The sequence below is a fragment of the Actinomycetospora sp. TBRC 11914 genome, from assembly GCF_012933465.1.
Classification (GTDB): domain Bacteria; phylum Actinomycetota; class Actinomycetes; order Mycobacteriales; family Pseudonocardiaceae; genus Actinomycetospora.
Genome location: NZ_JABBND010000020.1, coordinates 38,387 through 55,643, shown reverse-complemented (window position 1 = coordinate 55,643; position 17,257 = coordinate 38,387). Strand labels below are relative to the sequence as shown.

The 17,257-nt window shown below is 73.3% G+C and carries 15 protein-coding genes; 2 read left to right on the top strand and 13 right to left on the bottom strand.

Translation table 11 applies throughout. The annotated features are described in order from the left end of the window. Positions 1-578: 578 nt before the first annotated feature. The 3 genes from HH311_RS25065 to HH311_RS25055 are packed head-to-tail and all read right to left on the bottom strand — an operon-like array spanning position 579 to position 4,271. Positions 579-1,109 carry a hypothetical protein gene (locus tag HH311_RS25065; protein ID WP_169186439.1) on the bottom strand — a complete coding sequence of 177 codons (531 nt, stop codon included), beginning with the start codon at positions 1,107-1,109 and terminating at the stop codon, positions 579-581. Beyond that, complete coding sequence (gene dnaG / locus HH311_RS25060) at positions 1,097-3,013, bottom strand: DNA primase (protein WP_169186438.1); 1,917 nt, start codon at positions 3,011-3,013, stop codon at positions 1,097-1,099. The genes HH311_RS25065 and dnaG overlap by 13 nt, the downstream gene beginning before the upstream one ends. 46 nt (positions 3,014-3,059) lie before the next feature. Then, positions 3,060-4,271 (bottom strand): alpha/beta fold hydrolase, encoded by a 1,212-nt coding sequence (locus HH311_RS25055; protein WP_169186437.1) that lies wholly within the window; start codon positions 4,269-4,271, stop codon positions 3,060-3,062. 112 nt (positions 4,272-4,383) lie between these two features. Between HH311_RS25055 and HH311_RS25050 the strand changes: the two genes are divergently transcribed. Continuing rightward, on the top strand, positions 4,384-4,947 hold the full coding sequence (locus HH311_RS25050; RefSeq protein WP_169186436.1) for a TetR/AcrR family transcriptional regulator: 564 nt from the start codon (positions 4,384-4,386) through the stop codon (positions 4,945-4,947). Positions 4,948-4,979: 32 nt separating this feature from the next. On the opposite strand, the gene HH311_RS25045 is transcribed toward HH311_RS25050, so the two are convergent. From HH311_RS25045 to HH311_RS25020, 6 genes are all read right to left on the bottom strand, one after another. Beyond that, the gene (locus tag HH311_RS25045; RefSeq protein WP_169186435.1) at positions 4,980-5,327 is read right to left on the bottom strand and encodes a thioesterase family protein; all 348 of its coding nucleotides are present in this window, start codon (positions 5,325-5,327) and stop codon (positions 4,980-4,982) included. An 81-nt stretch (positions 5,328-5,408) separates the two neighbouring features. Continuing rightward, a complete protein-coding gene (locus tag HH311_RS25040) occupies positions 5,409-7,061 on the bottom strand; it encodes a GMC family oxidoreductase (RefSeq protein WP_169186434.1) in 1,653 nt (550 codons plus the stop codon). Between the two features lie 10 nt (positions 7,062-7,071). Further along, complete coding sequence (locus HH311_RS25035) at positions 7,072-7,713, bottom strand: gluconate 2-dehydrogenase subunit 3 family protein (protein ID WP_169186433.1); 642 nt, start codon at positions 7,711-7,713, stop codon at positions 7,072-7,074. A gap of 36 nt (positions 7,714-7,749) precedes the next feature. Next, complete coding sequence (locus HH311_RS25030; RefSeq protein ID WP_169186432.1) at positions 7,750-9,255, bottom strand: aldehyde dehydrogenase; 1,506 nt, start codon at positions 9,253-9,255, stop codon at positions 7,750-7,752. 56 nt (positions 9,256-9,311) lie between these two features. After that, the gene (locus HH311_RS25025; protein ID WP_211190776.1) at positions 9,312-10,706 is read right to left on the bottom strand and encodes a phenylacetate--CoA ligase family protein; all 1,395 of its coding nucleotides are present in this window, start codon (positions 10,704-10,706) and stop codon (positions 9,312-9,314) included. Further along, a complete protein-coding gene (locus HH311_RS25020; protein ID WP_169186431.1) occupies positions 10,706-12,460 on the bottom strand; it encodes a thiamine pyrophosphate-binding protein in 1,755 nt (584 codons plus the stop codon). Before HH311_RS25020 ends, HH311_RS25025 begins: the two co-directional genes overlap by 1 nt. A 237-nt stretch (positions 12,461-12,697) precedes the next feature. On the opposite strand from HH311_RS25020, the gene HH311_RS25015 reads away from it, so the two are divergent. Beyond that, the gene (locus HH311_RS25015) at positions 12,698-13,348 is read left to right on the top strand and encodes a GntR family transcriptional regulator (protein WP_169186430.1); all 651 of its coding nucleotides are present in this window, start codon (positions 12,698-12,700) and stop codon (positions 13,346-13,348) included. Between the two features lie 60 nt (positions 13,349-13,408). On the opposite strand, the gene HH311_RS25010 is transcribed toward HH311_RS25015, so the two are convergent. From HH311_RS25010 to HH311_RS24995, 4 genes are all read right to left on the bottom strand, one after another. Continuing rightward, positions 13,409-13,933, bottom strand: coding sequence for a gamma carbonic anhydrase family protein (locus HH311_RS25010; RefSeq protein ID WP_211190775.1), 525 nt, complete (start codon positions 13,931-13,933; stop codon positions 13,409-13,411). A 138-nt stretch (positions 13,934-14,071) separates the two neighbouring features. After that, a complete protein-coding gene (locus HH311_RS25005; RefSeq protein ID WP_169186428.1) occupies positions 14,072-14,968 on the bottom strand; it encodes a hypothetical protein in 897 nt (298 codons plus the stop codon). 9 nt (positions 14,969-14,977) lie between these two features. After that, positions 14,978-15,415 (bottom strand): hypothetical protein, encoded by a 438-nt coding sequence (locus HH311_RS25000; protein WP_169186427.1) that lies wholly within the window; start codon positions 15,413-15,415, stop codon positions 14,978-14,980. A gap of 50 nt (positions 15,416-15,465) precedes the next feature. Further along, positions 15,466-17,202, bottom strand: a complete 1,737-nt coding sequence (locus HH311_RS24995; protein WP_169186426.1) for a hypothetical protein — start codon at positions 17,200-17,202, stop codon at positions 15,466-15,468. Positions 17,203-17,257: the final 55 nt, after the last annotated feature.

The window sequence follows — 17,257 nt, the reverse complement described above, 5'->3', positions numbered from 1 at the left end:
GTCGTCGGCGAGCGTGTGGCGGCCTCGTTGACCGAGCGTGACACCCCCCGGCCGACTCGGGGTCGGGTCCTGGCGGTATCGACGCGTGCCGCACACACATCGGTCCCGGGGCGCTGTCGGTTCGGGGCAGCACCGACGCGCGCCGCACACTGATCGGGCCCGGGCGCTGTCGGTCCGGGCAGCACCGACGCGCGCCGCACACTGATTCCCCCTACGAGCACGGCGCGGCCGAATGGTCGCCCGCCTCGGAACGGCGAGGGAGTCGGTGCGCGTCGAGCGGATCTCCATTCGCCGTGCAGCGGCTCCCTGATCACCGTCCGAGCCGGCCCCGCGCACCCCGAGCAGTGCGCCGACCACCCCGTGCGCGGGCGGAGTGTGTGCGTCGCGCGCAGGTGCGTTCGGTCTCCTGCAGTCGGGCGGCTGGAGTGTGTGCGTCCCGCGCAGGAGCGTCCGGTCTCCTGCAGTCGGGCGGCTGGAGTGTGTGCGTCCCGCACAGGCGCGTTCGGCCTCCTGCAACCGCGCAGGCGGAGCCCCCCACCCCCGTCAGCCCACGTCCGGGAACGTGGCTTTCCCGACGCTCAGGCGGACCCGCGCGCCCGGCCCAGCTTCTCCCCCACCCCGGCCGCGAGCGTCCGGACCTCATCGGGGTCGGTCCCCGCGTCCGGGCGCACGTGCAGCACGACACCGGCCGGGGTGCGGCGCTGGACGAACCACGCGCCGCCGCTGGGCAGGTCGTGGTGCTGACGGGAGTGGATGGCGCCGGTGACGCGGCGGTGCACGGTCTCGGGGATGCGTCCCGGGTCGGGCAGGGGCAGCGTCACCGGCACCGCGTCGGCCAGCACCACCACCCCGCCCTCGAGGTGCTCGACCTCGCGCGCCTCGATCACCTCGAGCGCCCCCGAGGCCCAGGTCGCCTTCGAGACCAGGTGCCAGGGGACGCGGTGGTCGTCGACCCAGAGCCCCCGGTCGGTGGCGAGCACGACCTCCCCGCGCCGGGTCCGCGAGTCGGCCAGCACGTGCTCATCGGGCTCCAGGGTCCCGGTGAAGCCCTCGGGCGTGATCTCCCGCCCGGTGAGCAGCGCCGCGATCCGGGCCCCTAGGCCGACCACTGGCCCCCGATCGCCTGGTCGCGCAGCGCCTTCTTGTACTGCTCGAGCGCGACGAGGTCCCCGAACAGCTCGTGGTACTCGTCCGCGTCGGTGACCGGGGAGATCCGCTGCAGCCGCGACTTGATCTCCGCGACCTGCCGTTCCACCAGCGCGCCCTGCAGCGCGGTGAGCATCGAGGAGACGTAGCGGTGGTCGTCGGCCTCGCGCGACTGCATCGGCTCGACGGCGAGCTCCGCCACCAGCCGCCCGTACCCGGGCGGGGTGACCTCACCGGTGACCGCCGAGACCCAGCTCGACCCGGAGTACCCGCTCGCCGTGCCGCCCGCGGCGAGGATCGCGCGGTGCACCGCGAGGTAGGCGTCATGGCTGAACGCGTCCTCGGGCAGCGTGTCGTAGACGGGCCCGGCCAGACCGGGCACCTGCAGCGCCGCCTTGAGGACCTCCCGCTGCACGCGCAGCCGCGGATCGTCCCGCGCCGGCATCGGCGGGCCCTCGCCACCGCCGCCCGACGGCGCGACGGGCCGCACCTGCCGTCGTCGGGACCCCTGCTGCTGCCGGGAGTCGGCCGGCTGCCCGGCGGTCTCGCGCACCCGCCGCACCACCTGCGCCTCGTCGGCCCAGCCGGTCCAGCCCGCGAGACGACGGGCGTACCCGTCGCGGAGCTCCACGCGGCGGATCTGGGCCACCAGCGGGACGGTGCGCTGCAGCGCCGCGGTCTGCCCCTCGACGGTGGAGAGGTCGTAGGCGTCGAGGATCGAGCGGATCGCGAAGGTGAACAGCGGCGAGCGCTGGGCCACGAGGTCGCGCACCGCGACGTCGCCGCGCGCCTGGCGCAGCTCGCACGGGTCCATGCCGTCGGGCGCGGTGGCGATGTAGGTCTGCGCGGAGAACTGCTGGTCGCCGTCGAAGGCCTTGAGCGCGGCCGCCTGACCCGCGGCGTCGCCGTCGAAGACGTAGATGACCTCGCCGCGGTCGAACGAGTCGTCCATGAGCAGGCGGCGCAGGACGGCCACGTGGTCGTCGCCGAAGGCGGTGCCGCAGCTCGCGACCGCCGTCGGGACCCCGGCGAGGTGCATCGCCATGACGTCGGTGTAGCCCTCGACGATGACCGCCTGGCGGGTCTTCGCGATGTCGCGCTTGGCCTTGTCGAGGCCGAAGAGCACCTTCGACTTGTGGTAGACGGGCGTCTCGGGGGTGTTGAGGTACTTGGCCTCGATGCGGTCGTCGTCGAAGAGCCGGCGCGCGCCGAACCCGACGACGTCGCCGCCCAGGTCCCGGATCGGCCACAGCAGACGGCGCTGGAACCGGTCGCGGTGGCCGCGCTGGCCGGGGACCGACAGGCCCGCCTTCTCCAGCTCGTCGAGCGTGAAGCCCTGCGCGAGCAGATGCTTGGTCAGCTTCTCCCAGCCGCCCGGCGCGAACCCGCAGCCGAAGGACTCGGCGGCCGCCTGGTCGAACCCGCGCTCGGCGAGGAACTGCCGCGCCGTGTTCGCCTCCCCCGGCGCCCGGAGCTGCTCGGCGTAGAACTCGGCCGCCAGCTTGTTGGCCGCGAGCAGCCGCGACCGCGTGCCCCGGTCACGCTGGACGCTCGACCCGCCGCCCTCGTAGGTCAGCCGGAACCCGACGCGGTCGGCCAGCTTCTCGACGGCCTCCACGAACCCCAGCTGGTCGATCTGCATGAGGAAGTCGATGACGCTGCCGTGCGCCCCGCAGCCGAAGCAGTGGTACGTGTTGTGGCTGGTGCGGACCTGGAACGACGGGCTCTTCTCGTCGTGGAACGGGCAGAGCCCCTTCTGCGAGCCGGGCCCGGCGGGGCGGAGGGCGACGTACTCGCTGACCACCTCGTCGATCCGGTTCCGGTCGCGCACCTCCGCGATGTCGGAGTCCCGGATCCGCCCTGCCACGGCGGTGAGTTTACGACGCCGGGCGCGGGCGGCGGGCGCCCTCCGGTCACCTCGCGGTGGACGTCGGGACCGACGCGCCCAGGAACACCTCGACGGCGGCGACGGTGCGCTCGGGCTGCTCGACGTGCGGGAGGTGCCCGGCGCCCTCGACGAGGGTGAACGGGGCACCGAGCGCCTCGGCGTAGGCCCGGCCGTAGGCGACGTCGACGATCCCGTCGGCCTCGCCCCAGACGACCGCGGCCGGGACGGTCACGGCCGGGAGCCGCCCGAGCAGCGTCGGGTCGAGCATGTAGGGGTCGCCGGCGTAGTCGGCGAACACCGCGGCGTTGGCGGCCATCGCCTCCTGCCGGGCCGCGGGCAACGTCGTCGGGTCGATCCGGAAGCGGTCCGGGTCGGCGTAGGAGAAGTCGGCGATGCGGTCGAGGGGCAGCCCGGAGATGTCGGTGACGGGATGGTCGGGGACCTCGATCCCGACGGCGTTGACCAGCACGATCCCGCCGACGGGCCCGTCGGCGCCGGACTGCAGCGCCATTTCCGCCGCGATCCAGCCCCCGACCGAGCTGCCGACCACGACGACGTCGTGCAGGTCCCGCTCGACGAGCAGGTCGAGGTAGCGGCGGGCGACGTCGGCGACCGTGCGGCAGTCGTCGGGCCGCGGCGTGCCCTCGAAGCCGGGGATGGTCGGCGTCAGGACCCGGTGATCCGCGGCCAGGGCCGCCGAGAGCCCGAGCACCGACGCCGGTCCCCCGCCGCCGTGCAGGACCATGACCGGGCGGCCGGTACCGCGGTCGTCGTAGGCGGGCGTGTACTCCGTCGAGGGTGTCGTCGCGTAGCGGGCCATCACGCCGGCCACCGAGTCGGGGGTCATCGGCGTACCGCCCTCGACCATGGCGCGCAGGTCGCGGAAGTACTGCACGTAGAGGTCGGGCGTGAAGGTGTTGAGCAGGACGGCGGGCTCGTCGCCCGGGTTCGCGAAGGTGTGCGGGGCACCGGGCGGGACCATGACGAGCGAGCCGGCGGGGGCGTCGTGGACGTCGGATCCGACGGTGAAGCGCGCCGTGCCCGAGACGACGTAGAAGCCCTCGTCGTGCCGGGCGTGACGGTGCTGCGGCGGGCCGTCGGTGTGCGGCGCGACGGTGATCTCGCCGATCCCCAGCCGGTGCCCGGTGGTCGACCCGTCCTCGAGGATGCGCATGGTCACCGCGCCGCCGAGCATGATCTCGCCGGCCTGTGGTCCGACGATCGACACCAGGGTCATCGTGACCCCTCCTCGTTCGTGAGAGTTGGCTGTCACGAAAGGACGGTAGTCGCGCCCGGCCTCGTCGTGCAAGTAAGCTCTCACGACGAGAGTCGAGTGTCAGGAGGCGGCGATGGTCGGGCGGGTCCAGCAGAAGGAGCGCACCCGGCGGGCGATCGCCGAGGCGGCGCGCGAACTGGTGGACGCGGGGGGCGAGGTGACGATGCCCGTCGTGGCGTCGCACGCCGGGGTCTCGGAGGCGACGGCCTACCGCTACTTCCCCGACCTCGTGACGCTGCTGCGCGACGCCATCACCGACACCTGGCCCGCCCCCGACGAGCAGCTGCGGGCCGAGCTGGACGGGGTCGACGACGTCGGCGAGCGCGTGGCCCGGGCGACGCGCGTGTTCTGCGGGCGGACGCTGCGCCGCGAGCGGGCGGTGCGGGCGCTCGTGGCGGCGTCGCTGACGGGCGCGAGCGAGGAGCGCCCGGCGCACCGGTTCGAGGTGATCGACCACGCGCTCGCCCCGGTGCCCGAGGGCCCGGAGCGGGAGGCGCTGGTGCGCGCGCTCGCCGTCGTGATCAGCGCGGAGTCGTTGTTCACGCTGCTCGACCTGTGCGGGCTCGACCCCGACGAGGCGACGGCGAGCCTGGTGGAGACGGCACGGAGGTGCGTTGGGTGCGCTGCGCGCTCGTGAGCAGAAAGTGTCGGTATACCGACACTTTCTGCTCACGTGCCGAAGGCACCTCGGTCGACGACGACCCGGTCGATCTCGCCCTCCCCCGCCACCTGACCCTCGCCGTCGACGGCGCGGACGGCGAAGGTGATGCGGCCCTTCTCGTCGGGCCCGGAGGTGACCTCGGCGGTGCACCCGATGGTGCCGCCGACCAGCGTGGGCCGGCGGTGCTTGACCCGCACGGCGGTACCCACGGTGGTGCGGCCCTCGTCGAGCAGCGGTTCCGCGGTGGCCACGGTGGCGGCCTCGAGCCAGGCCACCAGCCGTGGGGTGCCCAGCACGGCCACGTCACCGCTGCCGAGCGCGATCGCGGTGTCCTCGTCGGTCACGTCGTGGAGCATCGCGGCATCATAGGGGCCTGCGGCTCGTGAGCACTAAGTGTCGGTATAGCGACACTTAATGCTCACGAGGGCTCCGCCCACCTACATGGAAGGCGCATCCGCATTGCTCGGCGTCGTCTTCTGCGACGTGATGTCGTGGAAGTTCCGGGTGATGTACTCGGCACTGCGGCAGGCGAGTGCCCCGATCGTGGACGTCGGGTTGACCGCGGCCCCGGTCGTCAGTGTGCTGCCGTCGACGACGAACAGGTTCGGCAGATCCCAGGTCTGGCACCACTTGTTGAGCACCGAGTCGTCGGGCGTGTTGCCCATCCGGCAGGTGCCCATCAGGTGCCAGGCCGGCGGCGGGTAGAGCACGCCGGTGTCGTTCGTCTCGACCGCGCCGACCGCGCGCGTCGCCTCGAAGATCTTGTCGATCCCGTACTCGGCGAGCGCGATGTCGTTCTGGTGCAGCTCGTAGTTCACGTGGGCGGCCGGCAGGCCCGACGAGTCCGTGACGTCGGGGTCGAGCGTGACCGTGTTCGACTCGACCGGCAGGTCCTCGCCGAACATGAAGACCATGAGGTGGTTCGCGAAGTGCCCGTCGAAGAACTCGCGGTGCTTCTCGCCCCACGGCGCGGTGTACCCGGTGTGGGTGCCCATCGCCGCGTAGGCCGGGCCGAACGAGCGCGCCACCTGCATGCCGAATCCGTTGACGAATCCGCGGCTGACATCGGTGTGGTAGAACTCGTGCGAGTACAGGGGCGCGCCGAACGAACCCTTGTATCCCTCGATCGGCTCGTCGAACCACGAGTCGCAGAACGCGAACACGTGGTGCATCAGGTACTTCCCGACGATGCCGTTCGAGTTGGCCAGCCCGTTCGGGAAGTCCTTCTGCGCGCTCTGCAGCAGCAGCCTCGGCGACCCGATGCCGTTCGCCGCGAGGATGACGATCTTCGCCCGGACCTCGTGCCGCTCCCCGGTGTTCCGGTCGATGTAGGTGGCCCCGGTCGCGCGCCCGTTCTCGGCGTTGATCGTCTCGACGCGGGCCATCGTGCGCAGGTCGGCCCCGTAGCGGATGGCGTAGGGCCAGTGCGCGTTCGCCGGCGTGGACAGCGACCCCGTCGGGCTGCCGGAGAGCTCGTTGCCCATGGCCTGGTCGGCCTCGCGGTTCTCCCGCGGCACGGTGATGATCGCGTTGTCGGACGGCCACCAGTGCCAGCCCAGGTCCTTCGACGCCTTGGCGTACTTCAGGCCGAGCTTGCCGGGCAGGACCTCGGGGTCGCGCACGGCCTGCTTGCGGTCCGGGTACGACGGGTCGCCGATCCGGCCCGAGATGCCGTAGATCTCGTCGTTCTCGTCGTAGAACGGGGCGAGGTCCTCGTAGGAGATCGGCCAGTCGATCGTGCCCTCGAGGCCGTGCTCGGTGCCCTTGCGGAAATCGACCGGCTTGTAGCGCGGCCAGTGGCCGGCGTAGTGGACCGTCGAGCCGCCGACGTTGTTCATCATGTACGGCGTCGTGGTGCCGGTGACCGGATAGTCCTCGGGCAGCTGGCGGACGTTCGGGTCGTAGGCCCAGCCGCGCTGCTTCTCGAGCTCCCACTCGTCGTGGTAGTGCGGGTGGTCGGTCGGCTTGACCCACGGGCCCTGCTCCAGGCAGACCACCTTCATGCCGGCCTTGGCGAGCTTGAGCGCGTTGCCCGCCCCGCCGGGGCCCGCCCCGATGATCAGGACGTCGGTCTCCTCGTACGTAGCCATGGTGCGCTCCTCACTTCGTCCAGGACAGCTGGGACAGGTCGACGCGGACGACGTCGGAGGTCTCCAGGTAGGAGCCGTTCTCCTGCGCCTGCGTCAGAAGGTCCTCGTCCCAGGGCTCCGTGGTCTGCAGGTAGCCGTAGGGCAGCGGCGGCCCGTGGTAGTCGCGGCCGGCCGGGAGGTTGCGGTTGATCGCCTGCGTGACGACCGGGCGCGAGTAGTAGCCGTAGTAGACGAGCGCGCGCAGCTGCTCGAACAGCGGGTCCCCGGCCTTCTCCAGGGCGGCGATCGCCTCGGTCCTGGCCGTCGTGTCGCCGTCGACGAACGACCGCCCGAGCCGGTCGAGGCCGGCCTTGAGCTCGTCCTCTCCTGCGAACGGGAAGTGCTTGTTCTGGAAGCCGCTCGGCGTGGTGTAGCGGCCCACGAACGTCACCAGGTCGAGCTCGCTGGCGGTCGGCCAGTCCGGGTGCGGCGGGATGATCGTGTCCGCGGCCGCGTTGATGACGGCGGCCTGCGTGTCGTCGAAGCGGACCGGGTTCTGCAGCCCACCCAGGCGCGGGCGGCCGCTCTCGAAGAAGCCACCCGCCTCGCCGGGCGTGGCCGTGGTCTCGGGGGCGCCGAACGGCGCCGGCTTCTCTCCCAGGGCGTTGTTCACGAGGGATCTCCTCTCTCGGCGTGAGGGGTGTGGGGGCTACAGCGGGGCGCCGGCCCAGTCGGTGGCCGCGCGCAGCGGGTCGAGGTTCACGGTGACGTGCTTGATCTGCGTGTAGTTGTGGACGGCCTCGAGGCCCTCGTCCCGGCCGGTGCCGCTCTGCTTGTGGCCGCCGTGCGGGGTCATCGGGAGCTCGCCGAACCAGTCGTTGATCATCACGCCGCCGACCTGGAGGCGGCGGGCCGTCGAGAGCAGCGTCGTGATGTCCTTGCCGAGGAGCACCGCGAAGAGCCCGTAGATCGAGTCGTTGACCGCCTCGACGAGCTCGTCCTCGGTCGACCACGGGTGCACCGACGCCACCGGCCCGAAGATCTCCTCCTTGGCGATGCGCGCGGAGTTGTCGACGTCGGTGAAGACCGTCGGCTCCACGAAGTAGCCGCCCTCGGGGGTGCCCGCCGGACGGCCGCCGCCGTAGTACAGCGTGGCCTCGGACTTGCCGATCTCGATGTACTCGGTGACCCGGTCGAACTGCTTCTTCGACACGAGCGGGCCCATCTGGGTGCCATCCGCAAACCCGTCACCGACCTGGGTCTGGTCCAGGCGCGCGGTGAGCTTGCCCAGGAACTCGTCCTGGACGTCGCGGTGCACGAAGAGCCGCGTGCCGGCGACGCAGACCTGCCCGGTGTGCGAGCAGAAGCCCTGCACCGCGACCTCGACGGCCTCGTCGAGGTCGGCGTCGGGGTAGACGATCGTCGGGCTCTTCCCGCCGAGCTCCAGGGTCACCTGCGCGACGTGGTCGGCGGCCAGCTTGGAGATCTGCTTGCCGGTCTCGGTGGAGCCGGTGAAGGTGATGCCCGCGACGTCGGGGTGCGCGGCCAGCGCGGCACCCGCCTCCGCGCCGTAGCCGGTGACGACGTTGAACACGCCGTCGGGGAAGCCCGCCTCCTTGACCAGCTCGGCGAACTTCAGCGACGACAGCGACGTGTCCTCGGCCGGCTTGACCACGCAGGTGTTGCCCAGCGCGAGCGCGGGCGCGCAGGAGCGGACGAGGATCAGCAGCGGGTAGTTCCACGGGATGATGTGCGCGGTGACGCCGAGCGGCTCGAGCAGCGTGAACGAGAGCTTGTTGCCCGGCACCTCGATGGTGCGCCCGCCGACCTTGTCCGCGATGCTCGCGAAGTAGTCGAGCCAGATCGGGATCGCGCCGACCAGCTCCTGGGCCTTCGCGAGGTAGTGCCCGGAGTCGAGCGCCTCGAGGCGGGCGAGCTCGTCGGCGTTCTCGGTGACCTTCTCGGCGAGCGCACGCAGGAGGGCGGCGCGGCCGAGGGCGTCGGTGAACTGCCACTCGACGGCGACCTCCCTGGCCGCCGCGACGGCCTTGTCGACGTCCGTCGAGTCGCCGCGCGGGACCTGGCCGATCGTCTCGCCGGTGTTCGGGTCGATCGTCGGGAACGTGCCGCCGGCCCCGGCGGCCGTCCACTCGCCGCCGATGAACATCCGGGCGTCGTCGGCCCTGCGGGCCGTGGGGTCAAGGGTCAGGGACATGCGGAGGACCTCCGGTCCATGTGAATACTTCCGGTCGCCGGAGCGACCACATCCGTTCACCTGCGCAGCTGTCGCTCGTCGACCACGCGGCGCGACTTGTGCTCGGCGCGCTCGAGGGTGTTGGCGTCGACGGACTCGAAGGTCACGCGGACGCCCAGGAAGGACTGCAGGCCCGACCCGGTGGAGCGCTCGAACTCGTCGCGCTGCCCGGCCGGGTGGGTGGTCTCGGCCCGGACGATCATCTCGTCCATCGAGCCGGTGCGGCGCACGATGATCTGGTGCTCGCCGCCGTAGCCGTCGACGCCGCGCAGGTAGTTGTCGACCTCGATCGGATACACGTTCTCGCCGCGGATGTGGATCATGTCGTCGATCCGGCCGTACACGCCCTCGGGCAGCTTCGGGTAGGTGCGCCCGCAGGGGTTGTCCTCCATGACCCAGCGCGTGAGGTCGTTGGAGGCGAGCCGGATCATCGGCTGGGAGGTGCGCTCGAGGTGGGTGTAGACCGGTGTGCCCTCGGAGCCGTACGGCACCGTGCGGAAGGTGTCCGGGTCGCAGACCTCGTGCCAGACGATGTCCTGCCACAGGAGCATCCCGTCCGGGGTCTCCTTGGTGGCCGACGCCGACATGAACGGCGTCATCTCGGCCATCGTCCCGCAGTCGATCACCGTGGCGCCGAACGAGTCCTCGATGGCCTTCCGGACGGCGGGCACCGAGGCGCCCGGCTCGCCGGAGAAGAACATGACCTTCAGCCCGAACTCGCGGGGGTCGATCCCCTCGGACTCGGCCACCTCGGCCAGGCGCAACGCGTACGACGGCGTCGCGTAGAACGCGGCCGGCTGGGTGCGCGCCAGCCAGGTGACCGCCCGCGCCGTCATGCCCTGGGCGCCCGCGCCGAAGGGCAGCACCCGGCAGCGCAGCCGCTCGGCGCCCGACATCGCGCCCCACGAGCCGAGGTAGAGGCTGAACAGCGCGGCGACGAACACCGTGTCCCCGGGCCGCACGCCCATCCCCCACAGGATGCGGGCGTGGTTGTCGGCGATGACCTCCCAGTCCCGGCGCCCGAGGGCGAAGGCCGTCGGGGCCCCCGTCGTCCCGCTCGTGCCGTGGATGTGGTGGATCTCCGACTCGTCGCAGCACAGGTAGTCCCCGAACGGCGGGTGGTTCGCCTGGGACTCCCGCATCTCGGCCTTCGTGACCACCGGGACCTGCTCGAACGCCTCGAAGGAGGTGATGTCGGCGGGCTTCAGCCCGGCCGCGTCCCACTTGGTCTTGTAGAAGGTCGACGTCGAGTACGCGTACTCCATGACCTCGCGCAGCCGCACGAGGACCGCGGCGTCGCGCTCCTCGGGGTCCATGGTCTCCCGGTGCGGGAACCAGTACGGCGACGACGGGTCGGGCAGGTAGTCCTGGTCGTAGCGGGTGGGGAACGCCCACTCCTCCATGCCGGCCATCAGCTCTGCTCTCCCTTCCGACGCTCGACCTCGGCGTCGTTCCACGGCGTGAGCGCCTGGTAGTCGGGCACGAACCCGAGGCCCTTGCCCGAGTCCGGCGACGGCGCGTCCTGGCTGGTGACGACGTCGACGACGGCGGGCGCGTGCTCCAGCGCCCCCCGGATCGCGTCGGCGAGGTCGGCCGGGTCGGTGACGCGCACGCCGTACGCCCCGAACGCCCGGGCCATCGCCGCGAAGTCGGCGTCGCCGAGCTCGGTCCCCGCGACGAGGCCGTAGTTCTCGGCCTGGTCGTAGCGCTCGATGTTCCAGGCGCGGTTGTTCGAGACGATCACGACGACCTTCGCGCCGTGCCGCACCGCGGTGTCGACCTCGGTCGCGGTGATCCCGAAGGCACCGTCGCCGGTGACGGCGACGACGGGTCGCTCCGGGTACGCGAGCGACGCCGCGATGCCGAACGGGGTCGCGACGCCGAGGCAGCCGAACGCGCCGACGTCGAGGTAGCGGGCGCACCGGGTGATGCCGAGCCGCGCGAACGACAGCAGGTCCCCGCCGTCGGCGATCATGATGGTCTCGCCGAGGTCGAGGGCGTCGCCGTCGAGGGCGTCGAGGGCGCCGAAGATGCGGTTCGGGTGGATGTGCCCGTCGGCGCCGTTCTCGGTGGTGTGCAGGGCCTGCCGGTAGTCCTCGGCGCGCTTCCGGTGCTTCGCCTTGAGCTCGTCGCGCCACGCGGTGTCGGGCGCGTGGTCCTTCAGCGCGTCGGCGATCGCCCCGAGCGCGGCGCCCGGCTCGGCGAGGATCTCGACCTCGCCGCGGCGGTTGTCGATCAGCTCGCTCGCGGTGTCGGCGATCCGGACGATCTTCGCGTGCCGGAAGACCGCCGGCGAGCCCATCCCGAGCTGGTAGTCGAGCTGGCGCCCGACGGTGATGAGCAGGTCGGTGTCGCGCATGACCGCGGACCGGGCGCTCCCGACGGCGGCCGGGTGCGCGTCGGGCACGAGCCCGCGGCTCTCCTGCGTGTCGAGGTACGCGGCGCCGCTCGCGTCGAGCAGCCGGACGAGCTCGGTGCCATCCGTGGTGCGCGCGCCGCGGCCGGAGATGACCGCCGGCCTCGACGCGGCCCGGATCAGCGCGGCCACCGCGGCCACGTCGTCGGGGTGGGGCTGTGGGCGGCGCTTCGGCTTCGCCCGCAGGTGCTCGTCGAGGACGAGGGCCGGCGGCACCTCGCGGCGCAGCACGTCGGTGGGGATCTCGAGGTAGACCGGACCGGGCTCGCCGCGGTCCCCGGAGGCGCGGGCCCAGGCCTCGTCGAACTCCCGGAGCACCTGGTCGGCGCTGCGCAGCGTGCGGGAGACCCGCGTGACCGGCTCCAGGATCGCGGTGTGCGGGATGTCCTGCAGCGGGCCCATGTTCGACTGCGGGATCGGCGGGCAGCCGCCGATGACCAGCAGCGGGATGCGCGAGACGGAGGCGTTCGCGACGGCCGTGACGGTGTTCGTGACGCCCGGCCCGGCGGTCACCAGGGCGACGGCCGTCTGCCCGGTGAGCTCGGTGTGGGCGTGCGCCATGTGCACCGCGGAGCCCTCGTCGCGGACGTCGACGATGCGCACGCCCCGCCGCGCGAGCTGGTCCCAGATCGGCTGGATGTGGCCGCCCTGCAGCCCGAACACGCGGTCGACGCCGTGCTCGGTGAGGAACCGCGCCACGACCTCGGCGACCTGCACCGACTGCTGACCTTCTGCCTGGGCGTCCGCCATCGGGCCTCCCCGTCGAGGTGATCTCCGGCACGCGGTCTACGGTGACCGCTGTCACGACCATGGCGCATTCTGAATTCAGAAGTCAATAGCTGCAGGTGATCGACTCGCGACGGCTCGCGACCGGCGGAGCGCGCGATACCGTGTGGCTACCCCGAGGTGGGTGATGTGAAGCACGCCACGTGTGGGAAAGGGCGTCGACCGGTCTCGGGTCCGGTAGTCAGGGCCCGGAGGGATGGGATGAGCGCGCTACCGCAGCTGCCGTCGAGGACCGACCAGGTCTTCGAGGCGATCGTCGACGACATCTGTACCGGTCGTCTGACCCCGGGGACACCGCTGCGCCAGGAGCAGCTCGCGGAGCGGTTCGGCGTGTCCCGCCAGCCGATCCAGCAGGCGCTGCTCCTGCTGCGCAACCAGGGCCTCGTCCGCGAGTTCGGGCGGCGCGGCCTGGAGGTCGCGCCGCTGGAGCCCGAGTTCGTCAGCCACCTCTACGAGCTGCGGGCCGTCCTCGACGGCCAGGCCGCCCGGCTGGCGGCCGCGCGGCGCAGCGACGAGTGGCTGGCCCACGCCGACGGCGTCGTCGCGTCCGGCAACCAGGCGTTCGCCGACCGCGCGTTCGCCCAGATGATCCGCGGCGACGTCGAGTTCCACCGCACCGTCGTCGAGGCCTCCGGCAACCCGCTGCTCGTGGAGAGCGCCGGAGTCATGTGGCGCAACGTGCAGCGGGTGATGGGCGAGGTGCTCTTCCAGGGCGGGGCGCCCGCCTGGATCTGGGAGGACCACACCGCCATCCTCGAGGCCATCCGCGACCGGGACGGCGACGCCGCCGAGGCCCTGTCCCGCCGGCACGCCGAGCACGGCGAGCAGCTGATCCTCGACGCGATGGGGTAGGTGCGCTAGGTGCGCTTCGCGCTCGTGAGCAGAAAGTGCCGCTATGGCGGCACTTTGTGCTCACGAGCCGACGGCACCCCGGTGCACCCCGAGCAGGTGGCGGTAGGCGGCCGCGCTCATCTGGTTGAAGCCCTGCTCCTCGGCGCTGGTCTCGCGGCGCACCTTCCCGGGGACCCCCGCGACCAATGAGCCGGGCGGCACCGTCACGCCCTGGGAGATCACCGCGCCCGCGGCCACCACCGAGCCCCGCCCGACGGTCGCGCCGTTCATGATCACGGCGCCCATCCCGACGAGGACCTCGTCCTCGACCGTGCAGCCGTGCACCACGGCCCGGTGCCCGACGGTGACGTTCTCCCCCACCGTGCACGGGAAGCCCGGGTCGGCGTGCAGGACCGAGCCGTCCTGGATATTGGAGCCGGCGCCGATGGTGATCGCGTCGTTGTCGGCCCGGACGACCGCGCCGTACCAGACGCCGACCTCGGGCCCGATGCTCGCGCGACCCGCCACCACGGCGCCCGGCGCGATCCAGGCGGAGGGGTCGACCTGCGGGGCGTGACCGTCGACGGTGACGAGCAGCGAGTCCATGACCGACATCGAACCAGGCCGGGACCGCTGCAGCCGCCGGCCACCGCGGGCTCGTCGATCACGAGCACAGGGGGCAGGCCCGACGGCGGGTGGACCTGCCTGCTGTGCCCGTGATCAACGGGTCGACGCCGGCCGACCTCAGACGTCGGCGCCGGCCGGCTCCTCGCGCGGCGCGGGGATTTCGGCGTCCGCCGCGTCGTCGGCCGTCTCGTCGTCGACCGCCTCGTCGGCCCGGTCCTCCGGGGTCTCCCCCGCCCAGCGGGCCGGGTCGGGGGCGAAGGTGACGACGACGGGCACCATCGCCGGCGGCGGGGCCGGCTCGTCCGCGACCGTCGACTCGGGCTCGACGCGGTGGGCCTTGGGGACCACCGGCTCGAGACCCGGCAGCCCCTCCGGCCGCGCCGGACCCTTCGAGACCACGGGCTCGAGCCCCGGCAGCCCCTCCGGCCGCGCCGGACCCTTCGGGACCACGGGCTCGAGGCCCGCCAGCCCCTCCGGGCGGGGCGGACCCGCCGTCGGGTGCACCGGCTCGAGGCCGGGCAGGCCTTCGGGTGCCACGGCGGGCACCTCGGGTGCGACGGGCCCGATCAGCCACCGCCCGTCGACGGGGCGGCGCTGCAGGGTCGGACCCGCGGTGAGCGCCTCGACGGGCACGGCCGCCATCTTCTGGCGGGCCCGTGCCACGGACCGCGAGGTCCCGGCGACCACGACGGCCAGCACGAGCCGGTCGCCGTGGGGGTCGGGGACCTCCCGGAGCAGGTGCACGCGGCCGTCGGGGGTCTCGACGGTCGTGGTCGCCTCGAACGCCGGCCTCGACCCGCTCACCGCCGTGGCGGCGCGGGCCAGGTCGGCGTGGCCGGCCCCGAGGAGCTCGAGGTCGGTCAGGTCCCCGTCCCGCGAGCAGGCGTCGAGGACCAGGCCGCTCCCGAGGTCGACGAGGGTCGCCGCGACCACCCGCCGATCCTCGAGCAGCGTCGCCAGCACCGTCGAGAGCCCGTCGGCGCGGACGCACGTGATGTGACGGTGCCGTCCCACGTCAGGCGGTCAGCGACGGCCGGCCTGCTGGTAGTACCCCTGGTCGACCGCGCTCGGACCGGCGTCGGGGCCCTCCATGGTGAAGCGCTGGGCGATCATGCGGAGGTCGCGGCGGGCCATGGCGAGGTTCGCCTGCTGCCGGTTGAGGACGAGGTAGAAGAACACCTTGTCCTCGTCGTTGCGCGAGTAGACCGGCCGGATCAGGTGGTACTGGGTGTCGAGGGTGATCAGGATGTCCTCGATCGTCTCCCGCAGGCCGAGCTTCTGCATGACGTCGAACTTGGCGCGGACGACCTCGGAGTTGCCGGGGGCGGCGACGTCCAGGTCGAACTCGGCGCTGCCGCCGCGTGAGCCGAGGGTCATGCCGCTCTCGTAGTCGACGATCGCGACCGCGAAGGCTCCCTTGATGTTGGTCGCGGCGTTCAGGACGTAATCGATGTCAGCCATGGGGTTCTGTGTCTCCATCGGGGTGGCTTGGATCGTGTGGACGACGGGGGTCAGGACAGACGACGTAGTCCGTCGATCAGCCGTCTCAGCACCGAGGGCTCAGTGGTGAACGCCGCGGTGCCTGCCACGGCGGCCGCTGGGCGGACCGCCGGGACGCTTCGGGGGGTGGCGGGCAGACCCGCCGGGAGGTGGGACCCGGGCCGCCGCCGCGGCAGGTCCGGCAGCTCCTCGACGACGGGCTCGTCGCCGGCCTCGGCGGTCTCCTCGCCGGCCGGGACCGCGTCGTCGGTGGTCTCGGCGTCGGGAGCCGCGTCGTCGGGACCCGCCTCGTCGGGAGCCGCGTCGTCGGGGGCTGCGTCGGGCTCCTCCGCGGGCTCCGGCCGCGCGACCTCGAGGGGCACCGCGTGGATGACCGGCGCGGGCATCGGGGCCGGCATCTCGGTGGTGTCGTCCTCGGGCACGGGCGAGGGCGGCGGCGGCACGACGACGACGGGCGCGAACAGGTTGTTCGGGTCGCGCGGCGCCGGCACCGGGGGCGCGGGCGGGTCCTCGGCCGAGGTGCGCGCCGCCGGCACGGTCGGCCCGACGACGCCCGTCGCCGAGACGACCGGCGTCGGGCCGGTGGGCGGGCCGAGCTCGGGCATGTCCGGCCGCTCGGTGCGACCCGACCACCACACGCCCTCGCGCACGGTGAGCGGCAGGCGCCGGGACGACCGCGCGTCCGCGGTGCCCTTCTTCCCCGTCGGTCCCCGCTCGGGGCGGGGCAGCTGGGTGATGGCGCGGTCCTGGCCGGTGCGGGCGACCGGGGGCTGCTCGTCGCGCGGGCCCGGCACGTCGACGGGCCGGTCCTCGGCCGGGCGCGCGGGCGCCGGCATGGCGACGGGGCCGGTGCCCGGGGACGCGGCGGCGGGGCCCTCCGGTGTCCCGGGCGCGGGGGACGGCCAGGGGGCCGCGGACGTCGACGGGGAGAACCACGACGACGCGGCCTCCGGATCCGGCCGCCGGGGCGCCCACGCCCGGCGCGCCTCGGCCGGGGACGACGCCGACGACGCCGAGGGGGTGAACCAGGAGCGCCGGGGAGCCTCGGGGCCGGTCGACGACGGCGGCGCGGCGGGCCCCGAGGACGTCGGGGAGGACCCGGCGAGGGTCGGCATGGCGGACCCGCCCGAGGCGGACGGCCCGGGCCACGGGGCCGAGGCGGCCGCCGGCGCCGCGGGCATCGTCGGCCCGGTCGGCCCGGGCGAGGTCGGCCAGGAGGACCGGGCAGGTCCCACGGGCGCCGACGACGCGGGCAGCGGCGCGGCCGGCTCCAGCGGGTGGGACGGACGCGCCGGCGCGGACGGGGCCGGTCCCAGCGCGCGGGGGCCGGGCAGCGACACCGGCGACCCGAGCCCCGCGAGGGCCCGGCGCGACCAGGCGAGGTTGCCCCGCGCCCGGTCGATGCGCACGGTCACCCACAGCGGCCCGCGGTCGGCGGGGTCGGTCGTGACGAGGCGGACCAGGTGGAAGGCGTCGTCCGTCGTCAGGACGAGGTCCTCGAGGTCGTGGTGGCGCTCGTGGGAGATGTCGGCGACGCGGCGCGCCCAGTCGACGATCGCCATGGCCGGGCCGGGCGGCCCCCCGGACTCGCCGCGCACACGGTCGCCCCCGGCGTCGACCGCGAGGACGTACTCGGCGCCGGGCAGCGCGGCGAGGCCCTCGACGAGACCCGTGGCCGGTTCCGGGGCGGACGCGCTCTCGGGATCGACGGCGGCCGGTGCCGCCCACCCGTGTGCGACCAACGCCATCCCTCACTGCTCCCGGGGTCCTGGACCGGGGAACGGTAAGGATCGCCCCCCGTGA